The following is a 17,819-nucleotide window of genomic DNA, read 5'->3' as shown; positions in this document are numbered from 1 at the left end:
CGTGGGCTCGGAGATGTGTAAGAGACAGGCCCTCGTGCACGTCCACCCCGGTGACGTGCACGAGGGCCGCATCGCCGAGGCCCAGGCGCGCAACCGGCACCGCCCCCAGCTGACCTTCCTCCAGGCGGACGTGCGCGCCACGGGCCTGCCAGAGAACGCCTTCGACTACGTGTGGAGCCAGTACGTCTTCGAGTACCTTCCCGACCGGCAGGTGGCGCTCGCGGAGCTCATCCGCGTGACGCGGCCAGGGGGACGGGTGGTGGTGTCCGACATCGATGGACTGGGCTTCCAGAACTGGCCCTTCCCGGAGCACCTGCGTCAGGGCACGCAGCGCATCGTGGAGGCGCTGGAGGCGCGCGGGTTCGACCTGTACGTGGGCCGCAAGATGTTCTCCGACTTCCGCCGCGCGGGCCTCAAGGACGTGCGCGTGCACCTGGTGCCCTTCTACATGGCCCCGGGCGCGGCGGAGACCCGGCTCCTGCGGGACTGGGAGACGCGCTTCGAGGCCCTGGCCCCCGTGGCGGTCCCCGCCTTCGGGAGCCCCGAGGCCTACCGGGCGCACTGTGAGGGCTTCCTCTCGATGCTGGCGGATCCGGAGGGCCTCAAATATGCGGTCACGCTGGTGACCGAAGGAACCAAGACGTGAGTGGTCGGCTGCCGGCGGTGAAGGTGCAGGACGTGTCGCCGGACAACGCCCCGGAGGTGAGCGTCCGCGCGACGTCCACGCTCCTGCTCTACTTCGAGCACCGCTACGGCGCCGAGCGCCTGGCGAAGCTGTGGCGCGACCACGGCTTCAGCCTGGGGCTGGACTACATGCGCACGCCGACGAACTACGTCTCGCTGCGCTTCCTGGAGCGCGTGGCGGCGGCGCTGCGCGAGGCCTCCGGCGACTCGAAGTTCATGCGCGAGGCGGGCCTGTTCACCGCGTCCCCCCAGGCGCTGGGCTTCGTCTTCTAAATGCTGCGCGCGTTCGGCTCGCCTCGCGCCTGCTACAAGCAGACCATCGACTTCTCCCCCAGCTACAACCGGGTGGGCGGGTTCACGGTGGACCTGCTGGAGCACAAGCGGCTCAAGCTGTCGTACCGCAGCAGCATCCCGGAGCAGAACCGCAACATCTGCGAGCTGCGCATGGGCCAGTTCGCGTCCTTCCCCACCATCTGGGGCCTGACGCCCGCGGACGTGCGGGAGACGGAGTGTCAGGTGCTGGGCGGCGAGGCGTGCCGCTACCACCTGACGTGGACCGACCCTCCCACGATGTGGGGCCACTACCTGGGCCTGCTGCTGGGCATGGTGAGCGGGCTGCTGGCCACGCACCTGGGCTGGGGGGACGCGCTCTTCTCCGTGACGTCGCTGGGCGTGGGCGGCTTCGCGCTGGGCGGCTGGTTGGACCGGCGCCGGGAGCTGCAGCGCAAGGACGAGCTGCTCTCCGCCCAGGCGCAGGCGAACCTGGGCTCGCTGCGCGAATTGCAGCAGCGCTACGACGAGGTGTTCGGCAGCAACGTGGCGCTGGAGGACCGCGTCGCGGCGCGCACGCGCGAATTGTCGGAGGCCAACGAGAAGCTGGAGGCGGCGCTGATCAAACAGCGCGAGCAGGACCGGCTGAAGACGGAGTTCTTCGACAACGTGAGCCACGAGCTCAGGACGCCGCTCACGCTCATCCTGCTGTCGCTGGACGCGCTCCAGAAGGAGCCGGAGTCGCTGCCCTCGGTGGTGCGTCAGCACCTGACGACGCTGGACCGCAGCACGCAGCGGCTGCTCAGGCTCATCGACAACCTGCTCAACCTGGCGCAGCTGGAGGCGGGCAAGGTGCGCCTGCGCTACCAGACGGTGGAACTGCACGCCTTCCTCACGTCGCAGTTGTTGCCCTTCCGCACCGTGGCGGAGAAGCAGGGGCTGACGCTCACGCTGGAGGGCGGGCCGCTGACGCCGGTGGCCATGGACGTGGAGCGCATCGAAGGTGTGTTCCACAACCTCGTCTCCAACGCGCTCAAGTTCACCCCGGCCGGGGGCAGCATCGCGGTGCGCCTGCGCGAGGACGCCACCGACGTGCACGTGGAGGTGGTGGACACGGGGGTGGGCATGGCCGCCGCGGACCTGGCCGTCATCTTCGACCGCTTCGCCCAGGCGGACACGTCCGGCACGCGGCGCTTCGGGGGCAGCGGCATCGGCCTGGCGCTGGTGAAGGAGACGCTGGAGCTGCACTCGGGTGGCATCGAGGTGTCGAGCACGCCGGGGCAGGGCTCCAGCTTCCGCGTGCGCCTGCCCAAGTCCAACACCGTCGTGCGCGAGGAGACGCGCGAGCGCCGGGTGCTGGAGCCATCCAACCGCCGCGAGCGGCGCAGCTCCGGGCGCTTCGCCACCGTGCTGGCCGCGACCGTCGCCGGGGCGCAGCGCCCCACGGAGCCGCAGGACCACACGCGCGCGGACGCGAAGGCGCCCCGCATCCTGGTGGTGGAGGACGACGCGGAGATCCGCGCCTTCATCGCGGACATCCTCGCGCCCAGCTACCGGGTGCTGGAGGCCGCCAACGGCGAGGAGGGCGTGCGCCGCGCCATGGAGGACCGTCCGGACCTGGTGGTGTCGGACGTGATGATGCCGGTGCTCTCCGGCCTGAATCTGCTGGTGCAGCTGCGCGCCCACGCGCAGACGGTGGACCTGCCCGTCATCCTGCTCACCGCGCGCCAGGAGGTCTCCGCCAAGGTGGAGGCCCTGGGCGCGGGCGCCAACGACTACCTGGGCAAGCCCTTCAGCCCCAGGGAGCTGCTGGCGCGCGTGGAGACGCAGTTGCGCCTGCGCGAGGCGGCGGTGCGCGCGGCGGAGAACGAGCGGCTGGCGGCCATCGGCCTGCTCACGTCCGGCTTCGCGCACGAGGTCCGCAACCCGCTCAACGGGCTGATGAACGCGCTGATGCCGCTCAAGGACGTGCTCCTGGGCAGGGACACCAGCGGCGACCCGGACCTGGGCCCCGCGATGCTGGAGGTGATGGAGGAGTGCGGTCAGCGGATCCGCCACCTGGCGGAGTCGCTGCTGTCCTTCGTGCGCACGGCGGACAAGCCCGTGGCGGTGCGGTTGGATCAGGCGCTCGACTCCACGCTCAGCGTGCTGGGCTGGCGCATCCCCGCGGGCGTCGTGGTGGAGCGCGCGTACCACTGCTCGGACCCCATCTGGGGCGACCCGGGCACCCTCAACCAGGTGTGGCTCAACCTGCTGGACAACGCCCTGCGCGCGGTGGGGGAGACGGGCCGCGTGCTGGTGGAGACGACGCAGGAGAACGACGACGCGGTGGTGACCATCGTGGACAGCGGCGTGGGCATCCGCCCGGAGGACCTGGAGCGCCTGTTCCAGCCCTTCTTCTCCACCCGCGCCGCCGGAGAGGGCACGGGCCTGGGGCTGGCCCTGAGCCGACGCATCGTGTTGCAGCACGGCGGCCGCATCCACATCACGAGCCAGGTGGGGCAGGGCACGCGGGTGGAAGTGCGGCTGCCCATGCGCCCGCTGATGTCGGAACCCCTCTCGTCCACCGCGACGGGCGGTGCGGGTCGGGGGCGGTGGACGCGTCGGCTCGGCTGACCGGAGGGGTTGTTCCCTGAAAGCGTGACTCCCGCGTGACTCTGGTAGAGTCGCGCGTCTTTCATTTCACCCCCTCCCAAGTCAGTACGAGGAACTCACGGCATGCAAAGCACCGTCGCCGCGGGCGAGGCCCGCAAGGGGCATCCCCCGGGCCTCTACCTGTTGTTCGCCACCGAGATGTGGGAGCGCATGTCGTATTACGGCATGCGCGGCCTGTTGGTGCTCTTCCTCACCGACAAGGTGCGGGGCGGCTTCGGCTGGTCCACGGCGGATGCGCTGAGCCTCTACGGCACGTACACGGGCCTCGTGTACCTGACGCCCATCGTGGGCGGCTACATCGCGGACCGCTTCATCGGCCAGCGCAAGGCGGTGTTGCTGGGCGGTGTGCTGATGATCATCGGGCACCTGCTGCTGGCGCTCCCAGGGACAGGCATCTTCTACACGGGCCTGGGCTTCCTCATCGTGGGCAACGGCTTCTTCAAGCCGAACATCTCCACCATGGTGGGCGGGCTGTACCCGGCGGGCGACGGCCGGCGCGACGGTGCCTTCACCATCTTCTACATGGGCATCAACCTGGGCGCGGTGCTGGGCAACTTCATCTGCGGCACGCTGGGTGAGCGCGTGGGCTGGCACTGGGGCTTCGGCTCCGCCGGCGTGGGCATGACCCTGGGCGTCATCATCTTCCTGGCCCTCCAGAACCGGTTCCTGGGCAATGTGGGGCTCGCGCCCGCGCCCCGGCCTCCTCCCTCGGTGACGACGACGACGGATGGCAAGAAGCACGCCTTCTCCCGCGAGGAGTGGGATCGCATCATCGTCATCTTCATCATCGCGCTGTTCGTGGTGGCCTTCTGGACGGGCTTCGAGCAGGCCGGCGGCCTGATGAACCTCTACACGGACCAGAAGGTGGACCGGTCCATGTTCGGCTGGGAGGTGCCCACGACGTGGTTCCAGAACTTCAACTCCGTCTTCATCGTCGCGCTGGCGCCGGTGTTCGCGATGCTGTGGAGCGGGCTGGCGGCGCGCGGCAAGGACCTGAGCATCCCCGTGAAGATGAGCATGGGCCTCATCTTCCTGGCGGTGGGCTTCGCCTTCATGCTGGGCGCCTCCAAGGAGAGCGCGGCGGACGGCAAGGCGGCGGCGTGGTGGGTCATCATGGCGTACCTGTTCCACACCATGGGCGAGCTGTGCCTGTCGCCGGTGGGCCTCTCCATGGTGAGCAAGGTGGCGCCCACGCGCGTCGTCTCCGCGATGATGGGCGTGTGGTTCCTGGCCAACGCCGTGGCGAACAAGCTGTCCGGTGTGCTGGGCGGCTACTCGGAGAAGATGGGTGAGTTCAGCGTGTTCCTCACCATCGTCGTCGGCGCGGGCCTGTCGGGCGTCATCCTGCTGGTCCTCGCCCCGGTGCTGAAGCGGATGATGCACGGCACGGATGAAGTGACGCCCGTGCCGGCCGCCACGCAGCAGGGCGGCGCGGCGCACGCGGCCACCTGAGGCCTTCCGGGCCCCGGGCCTGGAGTGCTTGAAGACCGACGCCGGAGCGCTGTCACAGCGCTCCGGCGTTCTTCGTTTCAGGAGCGCAGCATCCTACGCCGGCTTCGCCTCCACCGCGGGCGTGCGGCCATCCAGCGGGGCCTTGGCGTCCGTCTGGAAGTAGTCGTGCACGACGAAGCGGCGCGCCACCAGCGCCATGCCCACCGCGGCCACCAGCGCCATGCCCGCGTAGAAGAAGAACTGCCCCGCGCCGGTGAAGACGTTGAGCGCCGCGGCGATGGCCACCGCCACGTTCGCGAGCGTGTTCGTCACCAGCCACACGCTCTGCACGGTGCCCTTCATCTCCCGGGGGGCCTGCGTGTACGCGAACTCCAGGCCCGTGGTGGACACCAGAATCTCTCCCACCGTCAGCACGATGTACGGCAGGAGCTGCCACGCGATGTTCAGCGTCGTCCCACCATTCATCACCACCTGGAAGAAGCCGGCGATGACGAACGACACCGCGCCGAACACCAGCCCCATGGGCATGCGCCGCAGCGGCGTCAATTCCCAGCCCAGGCGCTGGAAGGCCGGGTACACGACGACCGTGAGGAACGGGATGAGAATCATCACCAGCAGCGGGTTGATGAACTGCATCTGGCTGGGCTGGAACACGACGCCGCCCACGTGCGGATCCATCGAGCGCGCCTGCACCACCCAGGTGGACGCCTTCTGGTCGAACAGCATCCAGAAGAAGGGGATGAAGGGCAGCATCAGCCCGGCCACCCGGAACACCGCCTTCACGCCGTCCACCGCCTCCGCCGGGTGCGCCGCCTTCGCCCGGTCCAACCAGTGCTGCCCCTTGGGGGCGTCCGCCTTGAACGCGCTGAACACCACCTTGAGGAACGAGTGCGGGTTGGGGCCCGTGGGCGGCACCAGGATGTAGTGCTTGCGGCCGGCCCAGAAGATGACCGTCGCCAGGAACATCAGGATGCCCGGCACGCCGAACGCCACCGCCGGCCCGAACTTCGTCATCAACAGCGGCACGAACAGCGACGCGAAGAACGAACCGAAGTTGATGGTCCAGTAGAAGATGGCGAAGACCTTCTTCACCAGGTGGCTGTTGCTCTGCGTGAACTGGTCGCCCACCATCGCGGAGACGCACGGCTTGATGCCGCCGCTGCCCACCGCGATGAGCGTCAGGCCCGTGTAGAAGCCCGTGGCGTTGTCCTCGAAGAGCGCCAGGCACGCGTGCCCCGCGCAGTACACCAGGCTCAGCGCGAAGATGGTCTGGAACTTCCCGAAGAAGCGATCCGCCAGGTACCCACCGATGAGCGGGAAGAAGAACACCCCCGCCATGAACAGGTGGAACAGGCCCTTCGCCTGCGCCTCCCGCGCCCCCGCCTCCGGCACGTGCGTGCGCAGCAGGTAGTCGATGAAGAACACCGTCAGGATGTTCCGCATCCCGTAGAAGCTGAAGCGCTCGCAGGCCTCGTTCCCGATGATGTACGGGATCTGCGGCGGGAAGCGGTTGGACGGGGCGGTCGTGGTTTCGGCCATGGGGCGCCACCCTACTAGAGGGGGACGCCCCAGGGCAGCATCACGCCGCGTCCACGCGCTTGCCCACCCGGGCCCGGCGCGCCTTGCCCAGCACGTGCTTCAGGTAGCGGCCGGTGTGGCTGGCCTCCACCCGGGCGACCTCCTCCGGCGTGCCCACCGCGAGGATCTGCCCTCCGCCCGCGCCACCCTCCGGCCCCAGGTCGATGAGCCAGTCCGCGCTCTTGATGACATCCAGGTTGTGCTCGATGACGAGCACCGAGTTGCCCGCCTCCACCAGCCGGTTGAGCACGGACAAGAGCTTGCGGATGTCCTCGAAGTGCAGGCCCGTGGTGGGCTCGTCCAGGATGTAGAGCGTGCGGCCGGTCGCCACGCGCGCCAGCTCGCGCGCCAGCTTGATGCGCTGCGCCTCGCCGCCGGACAGGGTGGGGGAGGGCTGGCCCAACCGCAGGTAGCCCAGGCCCACGTCGGTGAGCGTCTGGAGCACGCGCAGGATGTCCTTGTGCGCGCCGAAGTGCTCCACACCCTCGCGCACGCTCATGTCCAGCGTCTCCGCGATGTTCTTGCCCTTGTAGCGCACGCGCAGCGTCGCTTCGTTGAAGCGCTTGCCGGCGCACACCTCGCACGGCACGTACACGTCCGCCAGGAAGTGCATCTCCACCAGCTTCACGCCGTCGCCCTCGCACGCCTCGCAGCGGCCGCCCTTGATGTTGAAGCTGAAGCGGCCCGGGCCGTAGCCGAACGTGCGCGCCTCCGGCGTCATCGCGAACACCTCGCGGATGGCGTCGAACACCTTGGTGTACGTGGCCGGGTTGCTGCGCGGCGTGCGGCCAATGGGCCGCTGGTCGATGTCGATGACCTTGTCCAGGTGCTCCAGGCCCTTGATGGACTTGTGCTTGCCCATCCGCTCGCGGCTCTCATAGAGGGCCCGAGCCAGCGCCGGGTACAGGATTTCGTTGATGAGCGTGGACTTGCCCGCGCCGGACACGCCCGTCACCGCGGTGAAGATGCCCAGCGGGATGTCCGCGTCCACGTTCTTCAGGTTGTTCTCCGTCGCTCCCACGATGGAGATCTGATGCTTGGGATTGGGCGGCCGGCGCGACTCCGGAATCTCAATCTCCTTGCGCCCGGACAGGTACGCGCCGGTGAGGCTGTTCTCATCCGCCATCACCTGCTTGGGCGTGCCCTGCGACACCACCTGTCCGCCCAATTCGCCCGCGCCCGGCCCGAAGTCCACCAGGTAGTCGGACTCCTCCATCGTCTCCTCGTCGTGCTCCACGACGATGACGGAGTTGCCCAGGTCGCGCAGCCGCTTGAGCGTGGCCAGCAGCTTGCCGTTGTCGCGCTGGTGCAGGCCGATGGAGGGCTCGTCCAGGATGTAGATGACGCCCGTCAGCTCGCTGCCCATCTGCGACGCCAGCCGGATGCGCTGGCTCTCACCGCCGGACAGCGTGGACGCGGTGCGGTCCAACGTGAGGTAGCCCAGGCCCACGTCCACCAGGAACGACAGGCGGCTGCGGATCTCCTTGAGCAGCTCCTGGGCGATCTTCTCCTCCTGCTTGGACAGGTCCAGCTTCGTCAGGAACGAGCGCGTGTCGGTGATGGTCAGCTGGCTCAGGTCCACCAGCGTGCGCTCGTGCACCTTCACCGCGCGGCTCTCCGGGCGCAGACGTTCGCCCTTGCAGGACGGGCAGGGCTTGTCGCTGAAGTACTTCTGCAACTCCGCCTTGCGCGCCTCCGACGTCGTCGTCTTGAAGTTGCGCATCGTGCGCGCGAGCAGGCCTTCCCACTCCATCTGGTACTGGCCGTTGTCGCCCCACTCCACGGTGAAGGACTTGCCCTTGACGCCGTTCATCAGGGTGTCCTTTTCCCGCTTCGTCAGCTTCGCGTACGGCACGTCCAGGTCGATCTTGAACGCCGCCGCCAGGCTCTCCACGAAGTCCGCCGTCCAGCCCTCGCCCCGGTTCATGCCGCTGGCCCACGGCTCGATGGCGCCGTCGCGGATGCTGCGCGTCTGATCCGGCACCAGCAGGTCCGCGTCCATCTCCGGCCGGGTGCCCAGGCCGTTGCAGTCCGTGCACATGCCCAGCGGGTTGTTGAAGGAGAACGACGCGGGCGTGAGGTCGCCAAAGGACAGGCCGCACGCGGGGCACGCGTTCAGCTCGCTCATCACGCGGTCGGACGCGGGCGTGCCCTTCTCGTCGGTGATGATGAGCGTGCCCTTGCCCTCGCGCAGCGCCGTCTCCACGGAGTCGGTGAGGCGCGTGCGCAGGTCCGGCTTCAACACCAGCCGGTCGATGACGAGCGCGATGTCGTGCTTGGACTTCTTGTCCAATTCGATGCGCTCCTCCAGCTCCCGCAGCTTCCCGTCCACGCGCGCGCGGGAGAAGCCGCGCTTCTGCGCCTCCGTGAGCAGGTCTTTGTGTTCGCCCTTGCGGTTGGTGACGATGGGCGCCAGCACCTGGAGCTTGGTGCCCGCGGGCAGCTTCATGATCTCATCCACGATCTGCTGCGCGCTCTGCTTGCCCACCTTGCGCCCGCATTGGGGGCAGTGCTGCACGCCGATGGAGGCGTAGAGCACGCGCAGGTAGTCGTGCACCTCCGTGACGGTGCCCACCGTTGAGCGCGGGTTGTTGCTGGCCGCCTTCTGCTCGATGGAGATGGTGGGCGACAGGCCGCGCAGCGTGTCGTAGCGGGGCTTCTCCATCTGCCCCAGGAACTGACGCGCGTAGGAGGACAGGCTCTCCACGTAGCGGCGCTGGCCCTCCGCGTAGAGCGTGTCGAACGCGAGCGAGCTCTTGCCGGAGCCCGACACGCCGGTGAACACCACGAGCTTCTTCTTCGGGATGTCCAGGGAGACGGTCTTGAGGTTGTGCTCCCTGGCACCGCGGATGGAGATGACGTCGGGCTCGGACATGGGGCGCGCTTTATCACTGAAAGGGTGTTCCGGTGAACGCAAAGCCGCCCTACCGGAGGGATTCTGCGTGAACACCTGGCGCCGCCTCCCGCATCCCCCGGGCCGCCTGGCCACCGCGCGGCCGTCTCCCAGCCATCACCCGCCCCGCGAAAAGGCCGACTGCCCCTCGGGGTGAGAGGTCGGTGAGGCATCCACCGTTTTGGAAGCTTTTGCTACCGCTTCCACGAAACGTCGAATTCCAAGTTTTGCTGCTCTGACTGTCTGCCCTTGTCATGGCGCTGGTTTGCCCTGTCGGCGGTGCGACTTGGACCCGTGCGGAAGGCAGGCACCCGCGTTGCATCTTTCCAAGCCAACCGGATCCACGTGCAGGGCAGTTCGGGGGGACACCGGTGCCAGGTGTGGGAAGGACGGGACTCTGTATGGGTGGATCTCGATGGGCGACGGTGATGGTGGCCTTGGCAACGTTGGTGTGGACGGCCTGTGAGCGGCCGGCCTCGCACCAGGCACGCACGGGGTTCGCCGCGCGGCCGGAGCTGCTGGAGTTCGGAGCGTCCGCGCTGGGCCGCACCAAGGCGATGAAGCTGCGGCTGGCGAACCAGGGCCGCGCGTCCTACCGGGTGGAGGGGGCGCGCTCCACGCTGCCCAACGTCAGCGTTCCCTCCTTCGAACCCTTCACGCTGTCCGCGGGCGCGGAGCAGGAGATCGAAGTGCGCTTCACGCCCGACGTGGAGGGCGACATCCAGGGACAACTGGAGGTCCTCACCGACGCGTCCGGGGAGGCGGTGGCCCAGGTGCCCGTCACCGGGCGCGGCGTGAAGGCGCTGGTGGAGGTGACGGAGACGGCGCTCGACTTCGGCAACGTGAACCTGGGGCTGGTGGAGATGCGCGAGGTGACGGTGCGCAATCCCTCCGACGTGGAGAGCCCGCTGGTGCTGTCGGTGCAGGGAACGGACGCGGATCAGTTCTCCGCGGGGGCGGGGCTGCCGTCGGTGCTCGCCCCGCATGAGACGCGCAAGGTGCCGGTGGCCTTCAGCCCGGTGCGGCTGGGCGCGTCCGAGGCGGCCCTGCACATCACGGTGTGCGAGGGCTGCGAGCCCGCGGTGGTGACGCTCACTGGCACGGGCGTCGCCAGCATGCTGGAGGTGACGCCGCTGCGCGTGGACTTCGGCCGGGTGGCCGTGGGCGCCACCGCGGAGGCGCGCATCACCGTGCGCAACCAGGGGAGCGAACCGCTCAGCTACAAGGGCGCGGCGCTCCTGGAGGACCCGTCCGGCGTGTTCAGGGTCGTGAGCGCGCCGGTGCTGTCCAATGACCTGCTGCCGCCGGGCGCGGTGGTGGAGGTGCGCGTGGCCTTCACGCCGGTGGCCTCCGGCAAGGTGAAGGACGGCCGCGTGGAGGTGGCCGTGCGCAAGACGGACACCACGTCGCCGGGGCCCAAGGTGTCGCTCGCGGGCGAGGGCGGCGCGTCGTGCGTGGAGGTGACGCCCGCGCGGCTGAACTTCGGTCAGGTGGCCTTCGGCATGACGGCCACGCGTGAGGTCACGGTGCACAACCACTGCCGCGACGAGGCGGCCGTCACCGGGCTTGCGCTCACCACGAAGACGGGCGGCTACTTCACGCTGGCGCAGCCGCCGGCCAGCCTGCCCGTGGCCCCTGGAGGCACCGTCAAGGTGGGGCTGACCTTCAGCCCCCGCGTGGGCATCACCGGCCAGAGCGACGGGCAGCTCACCGTCACCACGTCGTACAACGGCGCCCTCGCGACGGAGGGCGTGCTGCTCGCGGGTGAGGGCAGGGACTTCCCGCCGTGTGTGTATGCATTGCCCGCGACGCTGGACTTCGGCCAGGTGCCGGTGGGCTCGCGCGTGGCGCTGGGCGTGACGTTGCGCAACACCGGCACGGAGTCCTGCTACCTGTCCGCCCTTCAGCTCGCGTCGGGCTCCGACGGGGCCTTCCAGGCGGAGCCGGTGGGCAACGCGGTGCTGGCGCCCGGCAAGAAGGCGACGCTCGTCGTGCGCTTCCAGCCGGATGAGGAGGGGGCCTTCCACGGGCTCGCCGAAGGGTGGGTGAGCCATCCGACCCTGGGCCATCCGATGGTGTCCCTGTCCGGTCAGGGCGTGCGCGGGTGCTTCTCCGTGCAGCCCACCACGGTGGACTTCGGCATCAGCCGGCTGTCGTGCGGCGCGCGCACCCGCGAGTTCATGGCCTACAACGACTGTCCGGCGGCGGTGAAGGTGTCCGGCCTGAAGCTGGAGCAGCCGGGCCAGGAGTTCGCGGTGACGGGGCCGCTGCCGGCCACACTTCCGCCGGGGGCCCGGGTGAAGCTCACCGCGAAGTACACGCCCGCGGAAGAGGGGGACGACGCGGCGACGGTGCGCTTCACGCTGGCGGATGGCTCCGTCTACAACGCGGGCCTGCTGGCGCGGGCCATCTCCAAGACGGAGCAGACCGACCGCTTCTTCCAGGAGGCGGAGGCGAAGGTGGACGTGCTCTTCGTCATCGACAACTCGGGGTCCATGATGGAGGAGCAGCAGAGCCTGGGGGAGAACTTCTCCGCCTTCCTCTCCGCCGCCACCGCCGCGCAGGTGGACTACCGCATCGGCGTGACGACCACCGGCCTGGACCCCTCTCCGGGCGGCTGGTCCGAGTGCCCCGGCGGCGCGTTGGGCGGTGAGAACGGACGCCTGTACCCGGTGGACGGCTCCAGCCCGCGCATCATCACGCCCCAGACGCCCAACGCGGCCAGCGTCTTCGCCTTCAACACCCACGTGGGCGTGTGCCATTGGAACGAGCAGGGCCTGGACGCGGCGTGGAGAGCGCTGTCGGATCCGCTGCTCTACAACCTGGATGATCCGCGCACGCCGCAGCCGTCGGACGGCAACGGGGGCTTCCTGCGCGAGGACGCGAAGCTGGCCATCATCGCGCTGTCGGACGAGGAGGACTTCAGCTCCCAGCCGGTGTCCTTCTATGAGACGTACTTCCTGGCCCTCAAGGGCAACGACCCCGCGAAGGTGAGCTTCAACGCGGTGGTGGGCCCGGCGGACCTCTCCACCTGCACCACCGCCAGCAGCTCCGGCAACCGCTACATGGAGCTGGCGCAGAAGCTGGGGGGCGTGGTGGACAGCATCTGCACGCCCAACTGGGCCGCGTCGCTGGAGAAGCTGTCGGAGAGCGCCTTCGGGGCCAACCGCAACTTCCCCCTGTCGCAGAAGCCCTCCGACGCCGGGGCCATCACCGTCCGGGTGGAAGGCACCCCCGTGGTGGGCGGCTGGGGCTATGACGCGCGCACCAACGCGGTCGTCTTCGACCGGCAGCGCGCCCCCGCGCCCGGGGCCCTGGTGGAGATCACCTATCCGCTGGGCTGCCCGTAGGCCCCCCGTCGGCTCCCCGTCGGCTCGGAGACCGGCCATTCGTCCGTCACCGGGCAGACGTGGGGGCGGGTGGCTCGACAGCGCGGGACGGGAGGCTTTGAGTTGGGACATGCCGCAGGACTCCCTCCTCGTCGCCGCGCTGGGTGACATCCATGGACGCTTCCACCGGGTGGAGGCCTGGCTGGACGCGCTGGAAGAGGCGCGCGGCCGCCCGGTGGACCTGGTGCTGGCGGTGGGGGACGTGGAGGCCTTCCGCCGGGCGGACGACCACAAGCGCAAGGCCGCCAAGCGGGCCATGCCCGCGGAGTTCGCCGGGTACGCGGACGGCCTGCGCAGCATGAAGCGGCCGCTGTACTTCATTGGCGGCAACAACGAGGACTTCGAGGCGCTGCACGACCTGCCCGACGGCGGCGAGCTGGCCCCGAACGTCCACTACCTGGGCCGCGCGGGCCTGCGGGAGCTGCGCGGCCTGCGCGTGGCGTACCTGTCCGGCATCCACGCGCCGCGCTTCATCGACCAGCCACTGAAGCGGCCCACGTCGCTGGATACGGCGAAGCAGGCGGGCTACTTCCGCACCGCGGAGGTGGAGCAGGTGGCCGCGCTCAAGGACGTGGACCTGCTGCTCGTGCACGAGTGGCCCCGGGGCATCGTGCAGAAGGCCCGCGAGGAGCGGCTGGCCCCGGAGCGGCCGCTGCCCTCGCCGTGGATTGGCAACCCTGTGACGCGCAAGCTGGTGGACGGGGTGCACCCGCGCTGGGTGCTCTGTGGCCACTCGCACAAGCCGTTCGCCGTCTCGATGGAGGCCCAGGGGCGCACGCAGTCGCGCGTGGCGTGCCTGGATCAGGCGGCGAAGCCCGACACCGCTGTCTTCTGGCTGGAGTTCGAGGGCCGCGAGGCCCAGCGCGCCGGCTGGGGCGTGAGCGGCGCCGTCGCGTGGCAGGTGGGGCAGCGCTGGGGGCTGCACACGCTGCCCCCGCTGGTGGAGTCCGGCGATGGCGACGGGCCGGGCAGCGCGTCCCACGACGACAACGCTACAGCTTGACGACCTCCACGCCCCGGCGCGGCAGCTCCACGCGGAACTCCGTGTAGGGGCCGGTGCCGGAGAGCACCTCCACGCCGCCCTGATGGGCCTGGATGATCTGCTGGACGATGTAGAGCCCCAGGCCCAGGCCCTCGCCCCGGCCGCGGTTCTGCTGGCCGCCCCGGAACGGGTCGAAGAGGAAGGGCAGCAGGCGGCCCGGGATGACGCCCACGTTGGTGACGGTGAAGCGCAGGGCGTCGTCCTTCGTGCCGTCCACGCGGATGCGCACGGGCTCCGCGGTGCCGCCGTGCTGGAGCGCGTTGCCAATCAGGTTGGAGGCCACCTGCGCCAGCCGGTCCGCGTCCCAGTCCCCCACGAGGTTGCCGTCCTGCTGCACCTCGATGGTGTGCTGGGGCCACGCCGTCTGGTGCTCCTGCACCATGCGCTGCACCAGCTGGCCGAAGTCCGTCTCCCCCCGGCGCAGCGGGATGCCGCCCGCGAGCCTGGCGCGCGCCAGGTCCAGCACGTCTTCAATCATCCGGCCCATGCGCTTGCCGGCGGTGAGCATGCGGCCCGCCGTCTTCTGCACGGTCTCGTCCTCCGAGCGGCGCTGGAGCAGGTCCGCCGCGGTGAGGATGGCGGAGAGGGGGTTGCGCAGGTCGTGGCCCAGGACAGCGGTGAACATCTCGTTGAGGCGCAGCGTCTCCGCCAGCGTGTCCAGCTGTTCGGCCAGCTGCTGCTTCTGCCGGTGGATCTGGAAGAAGACGCCCGCCTTGCTGCGCAGCACGTACGGATCCAACGGCTTGTAGAGGAAGTCCACCGCGCCCGCGTCGTAGCCCTTGAACATGCGGCGGGGGTCGCCCGCGCCCGCGGTGACGAAGATGATGGGCACGTCGCGCGTGCGCTCCGAGCCGCGCATCAGCTCCGCCAGCTCGAAGCCGTCCATGTCCGGCATCTGCACGTCCAGGAGCGCGAGCGCGAACTCGTGCTGGAGCAGCAGCTCCAGGGCCTGCGCGCCGGACGGGGCGCAGTACACCTCCACGTCGTCACGCCGCAGCATGGCGGACAGCGCCAGGAGGTTCTCCTCCAGGTCATCGACGAGCAGGCACTTCACCCGGGAGGACACGCCCTGGGACTCCTTTCTGGGAAGGACATCAGACCGCACCGGCACCTCCCCACGCCCTCAGGACGGCGGGCATCTGTTCAAGAGGCAGCACGAAGTCCACCGGCCCCCGCGCGAGCGCCTCCGCGGGCATGGTGGCCACGAGCGCGGTGGCCGGCGCCTGCACCAGCGTGGCGCCGCCCGCCTCGCGCACCGAGGCCAGCCCCCTGGCCCCGTCCGCGTTCGCGCCCGAGAGGATGATGCCCCCCAGGCGCCCGCCGTAGACGGCCGCGGCGGATTCGAAGAGCACGTCGATGGCGGGGCGGGAGAAGTGCACCGGCGCGTCCTGCGACAGCGCCAGCGTCGGGCCGGGCACGCCCGCGTCCACGAGCAGGTGGTAGTCCGGGGGCGCGAAGTAGACGGTGCCCGGCTGGATGGGCTCCTTGTCGGTGGCCTCGTGCACCGGCAGGGCGCACCGCGCGGAGAACACCTCCACCAGCAGGCTGGGGCGCTCCCGGGGCAGGTGCAGGACGATGAGCAGCGCGGGCCGGAAGTCCCGGGGCAGCATGGGCAGGAGGGTGGACAGCGCATCCACGCCCCCCGCGGACGCGCCGACGACGATGGCATCGACGCGGCCGGGAGGCGGCACTCGGGAGTTTCGCGAGGCAGTCATGGGCGGCGGCTCCTCTCGCGTTTCTGGTACAGCCGGTCCTCGGGGACGACCGGGGCGAAGTCCGCCTCGTGCGCGGAGAAGCGCAGGGACTCGCGGGCCCCCAGGCCCAGGAATCCCTTGTGACAGAGCGAGTCGCGGAACAGGCCCAGCGCCCGCTCCTGCAGCTCGCGGCTGAAGTAGATGAGCACATTGCGGCACGACAGGAGCTGCACCTCGGCGAACACGCTGTCGGTGGCCAGGCTGTGGTCCGAGAAGACGATGTGGGACTTGAGTGAACGGTCGAACACCGCGCTGCCGTACGCGGCCGTGTAGTAGTCCGACAGCGACGTGCGCGCGCCCGAAAGCTGGTGGTTCTGGGTGAACGCCGCGATGCGGTCCACCGCGTACAGGCCCGCCTCCGCGCGCTGGAGCGCGGTGGGGTTGATGTCCGTGGCGTAGATGAGCGTGCGCTCCAACAGGCCCTCCTCGCGCAGCAGGATGGCGAGCGACCAGGCTTCCTCGCCGGTGCTGCAGCCGGCGATCCACACCTTGAGGGACGGGTAGGTGCGCAGCACCGGCACGACTTGTTCGCGCAGGGCGCGGAAGTAGGACGGGTCCCGGAACAGCTCGCTCACCTGCACCGTGAGGTAGTCCAGCAGTGAGGGGAAGAGGGTGGGCTCGTGCAGCACCCGGTCCTGAAGCTGGGACAGGGTGGCGCAGTCGAAGTGCTCCGCGGCCTGCGCCAGCCGGCGCTTGAGCGACGACACCGCGTAGCTCCGGAAGTCGTAGTGGTACTTGAGGTAGACAGCGTCGAGCAGCAGGCGCAGCTCGATGTCGAAGTCCTTCGACGCCACGTCGAGCATGCGGGGCCTCATCCCTTGGGCATCCACACGCGCAGCAGCGACAGGAGCTTCTCCACGTCGAGCGGCTTGGCGATGTAGTCATTGGCGCCCGCCTGGAGGCACTTCTCCTGGTCGTCGCGCATGGCCTTCGCGGTGAGGGCGATGATGGGCAGCTTCTGCCACTCGGAGCGCTTGCGGATCTCCCGCGTGGCGGTGAGGCCGTCCATCTCCGGCATCATGACGTCCATCAGCACCAGGTCCACCGCGAGCCGTGGCTGGGCCAGGCTCTTCGTCAGCAGGGCCAGGGCCTCCTTGCCGTTGCGGGCGATCTCCACCTTCGCGCCCCGGGGCTCCAGCACGCTGGAGAGGGCGAAGATGTTCCGCACGTCGTCCTCCACCACCAGGATGCGCCGGCCGTCCAGCGTGGACTCGCGGTCGCGCGCCGTCTGCAGCATGCGCTGGCGCTCCGGCGGCAGGCGCGACTCCACCTGGTGCAGGAACAGCGTCACCTCGTCCAACAGGCGCTCCGGGGAGCGCACGCCCTTGATGATGATGGAGCGCGAGAAGCGCCGCAGGCGCTGCTCCTCGTCCCGGCTGAGCGACTTGCCGGTGTAGACGATGACGGGCGGGAAGGACACGTCCTCGTGGGCGGCCATCTGCTCCAGCAATTCGAAGCCGCTCAGGTCCGGCAGGTGCAGGTCCATCACCATGCACTCGAAGGTGTGCTCGCGGAGCTGCTGGAGCGCGTCGTGCGCGGTGGCCACGCCCTGAATCCGCACCTCCTCGTTCTCCAGCAGCTTCTGGATGCTCTCGCGCTGGCGGGTGTCGTCCTCCAGCACCAGCACGCGGCGCACGCCCGGCGTGAACTTCGTCTCCAGCTTGCGGAACACGTCCAGCAACTGTTCGTGCTGCACGGGCTTGAGCGCGTAGCCCACCGCGCCCAGCTCCAGCGCTTCGCGGGTCTGGTCCAGCGCGGACAGCATGTGCACGGGGATGTGGCGCGTGCGCGGGTTGCGCTTGAGCTGATCCAACACCGTGAGGCCGGAGTGGTCCGGCAAGTGGATGTCCAGGAGGATGGCGCTGGGCTGGTAGCCCTCGGCGGCCTTGAGGCCGTCCGCGCCGGTGTGGGCCAGCAGGCACAGGAAGCCCAGCTCCCGCGCCTGGTCGCGCAGCACGGCGGCGAAGAGCGCGTCGTCCTCCACCACCAGCAGGGTGCGCGAGCCGGGGGTGACGCGCTCGCGGTCATCCTCCAGGCCCGCCACGGGCGGAGGCAGCGGGGCGGGCGTCGGTGCCGGTGGGGCGACGGGCAGCGTGTGGGGG

The 17,819-nt window shown here is 69.7% G+C and carries 12 protein-coding genes; 6 read left to right on the top strand and 6 right to left on the bottom strand.

The annotated features are described in order from the left end of the window. The 4 genes from D7Y13_RS23295 to D7Y13_RS23285 all read left to right on the top strand — a co-directional run. Positions 1–646 (top strand): methyltransferase domain-containing protein (locus tag D7Y13_RS23295; protein ID WP_120630777.1); only part of this gene is annotated, 646 nt, incomplete at its 5' end. Next, the gene (locus D7Y13_RS48935) at positions 643–957 is read left to right on the top strand and encodes a hypothetical protein (protein WP_341870435.1); all 315 of its coding nucleotides are present in this window, start codon (positions 643–645) and stop codon (positions 955–957) included. The genes D7Y13_RS23295 and D7Y13_RS48935, both read left to right, overlap by 4 nt. Beyond that, positions 958–3,570 (top strand): ATP-binding protein, encoded by a 2,613-nt coding sequence (locus D7Y13_RS23290; protein ID WP_341870434.1) that lies wholly within the window; start codon positions 958–960, stop codon positions 3,568–3,570. It abuts the gene before it with no gap. A 102-nt stretch (positions 3,571–3,672) separates the two neighbouring features. Next, positions 3,673–5,061: a peptide MFS transporter gene (locus D7Y13_RS23285; RefSeq protein ID WP_120534226.1), complete on the top strand. Its 1,389-nt coding sequence runs from the start codon at positions 3,673–3,675 to the stop codon at positions 5,059–5,061. Between the two features lie 93 nt (positions 5,062–5,154). Here D7Y13_RS23285 and D7Y13_RS23280 read toward each other — a convergent pair whose 3' ends face one another. Together D7Y13_RS23280 and uvrA are read right to left on the bottom strand one after the other, a co-directional pair. Next, positions 5,155–6,600, bottom strand: coding sequence for a POT family MFS transporter (locus D7Y13_RS23280; protein ID WP_120534227.1), 1,446 nt, complete (start codon positions 6,598–6,600; stop codon positions 5,155–5,157). A gap of 40 nt (positions 6,601–6,640) precedes the next feature. Further along, on the bottom strand, positions 6,641–9,514 hold the full coding sequence (gene uvrA, locus D7Y13_RS23275) for an excinuclease ABC subunit UvrA (RefSeq protein ID WP_120584531.1): 2,874 nt from the start codon (positions 9,512–9,514) through the stop codon (positions 6,641–6,643). Positions 9,515–9,933: 419 nt separating this feature from the next. Between uvrA and D7Y13_RS23270 the strand changes: the two genes are divergently transcribed. Beyond that, entirely contained in the window at positions 9,934–12,882 is a 2,949-nt protein-coding gene (locus tag D7Y13_RS23270; RefSeq protein WP_120584532.1) for a choice-of-anchor D domain-containing protein, read from the top strand. Positions 12,883–12,991: 109 nt separating this feature from the next. Beyond that, the gene (locus tag D7Y13_RS23265; protein ID WP_120534230.1) at positions 12,992–13,924 is read left to right on the top strand and encodes a metallophosphoesterase; all 933 of its coding nucleotides are present in this window, start codon (positions 12,992–12,994) and stop codon (positions 13,922–13,924) included. Here D7Y13_RS23265 and D7Y13_RS23260 read toward each other — a convergent pair. The 4 genes from D7Y13_RS23260 to D7Y13_RS23245 form a co-directional block, all read right to left on the bottom strand. Next, complete coding sequence (locus tag D7Y13_RS23260) at positions 13,914–15,029, bottom strand: hybrid sensor histidine kinase/response regulator (RefSeq protein WP_120534235.1); 1,116 nt, start codon at positions 15,027–15,029, stop codon at positions 13,914–13,916. The two genes, D7Y13_RS23265 and D7Y13_RS23260, sit on opposite strands and share 11 nt — an antisense overlap. A 28-nt stretch (positions 15,030–15,057) precedes the next feature. Further along, complete coding sequence (locus D7Y13_RS23255) at positions 15,058–15,678, bottom strand: chemotaxis protein CheB (RefSeq protein WP_120584533.1); 621 nt, start codon at positions 15,676–15,678, stop codon at positions 15,058–15,060. Then, positions 15,675–16,532 carry a CheR family methyltransferase gene (locus D7Y13_RS23250; protein ID WP_233595715.1) on the bottom strand — a complete coding sequence of 286 codons (858 nt, stop codon included), beginning with the start codon at positions 16,530–16,532 and terminating at the stop codon, positions 15,675–15,677. The genes D7Y13_RS23255 and D7Y13_RS23250 overlap by 4 nt, the downstream gene beginning before the upstream one ends. Further along, positions 16,529–17,819 (bottom strand): response regulator (locus tag D7Y13_RS23245; protein ID WP_120630776.1); only part of this gene is annotated, 1,291 nt, incomplete at its 5' end. The genes D7Y13_RS23245 and D7Y13_RS23250, both read right to left, overlap by 4 nt.

The sequence above is a fragment of the Corallococcus praedator genome, from assembly GCF_003612125.1.
Classification (GTDB): domain Bacteria; phylum Myxococcota; class Myxococcia; order Myxococcales; family Myxococcaceae; genus Corallococcus; species Corallococcus praedator.
This window is presented reverse-complemented; position numbering and strand designations above follow the sequence as displayed.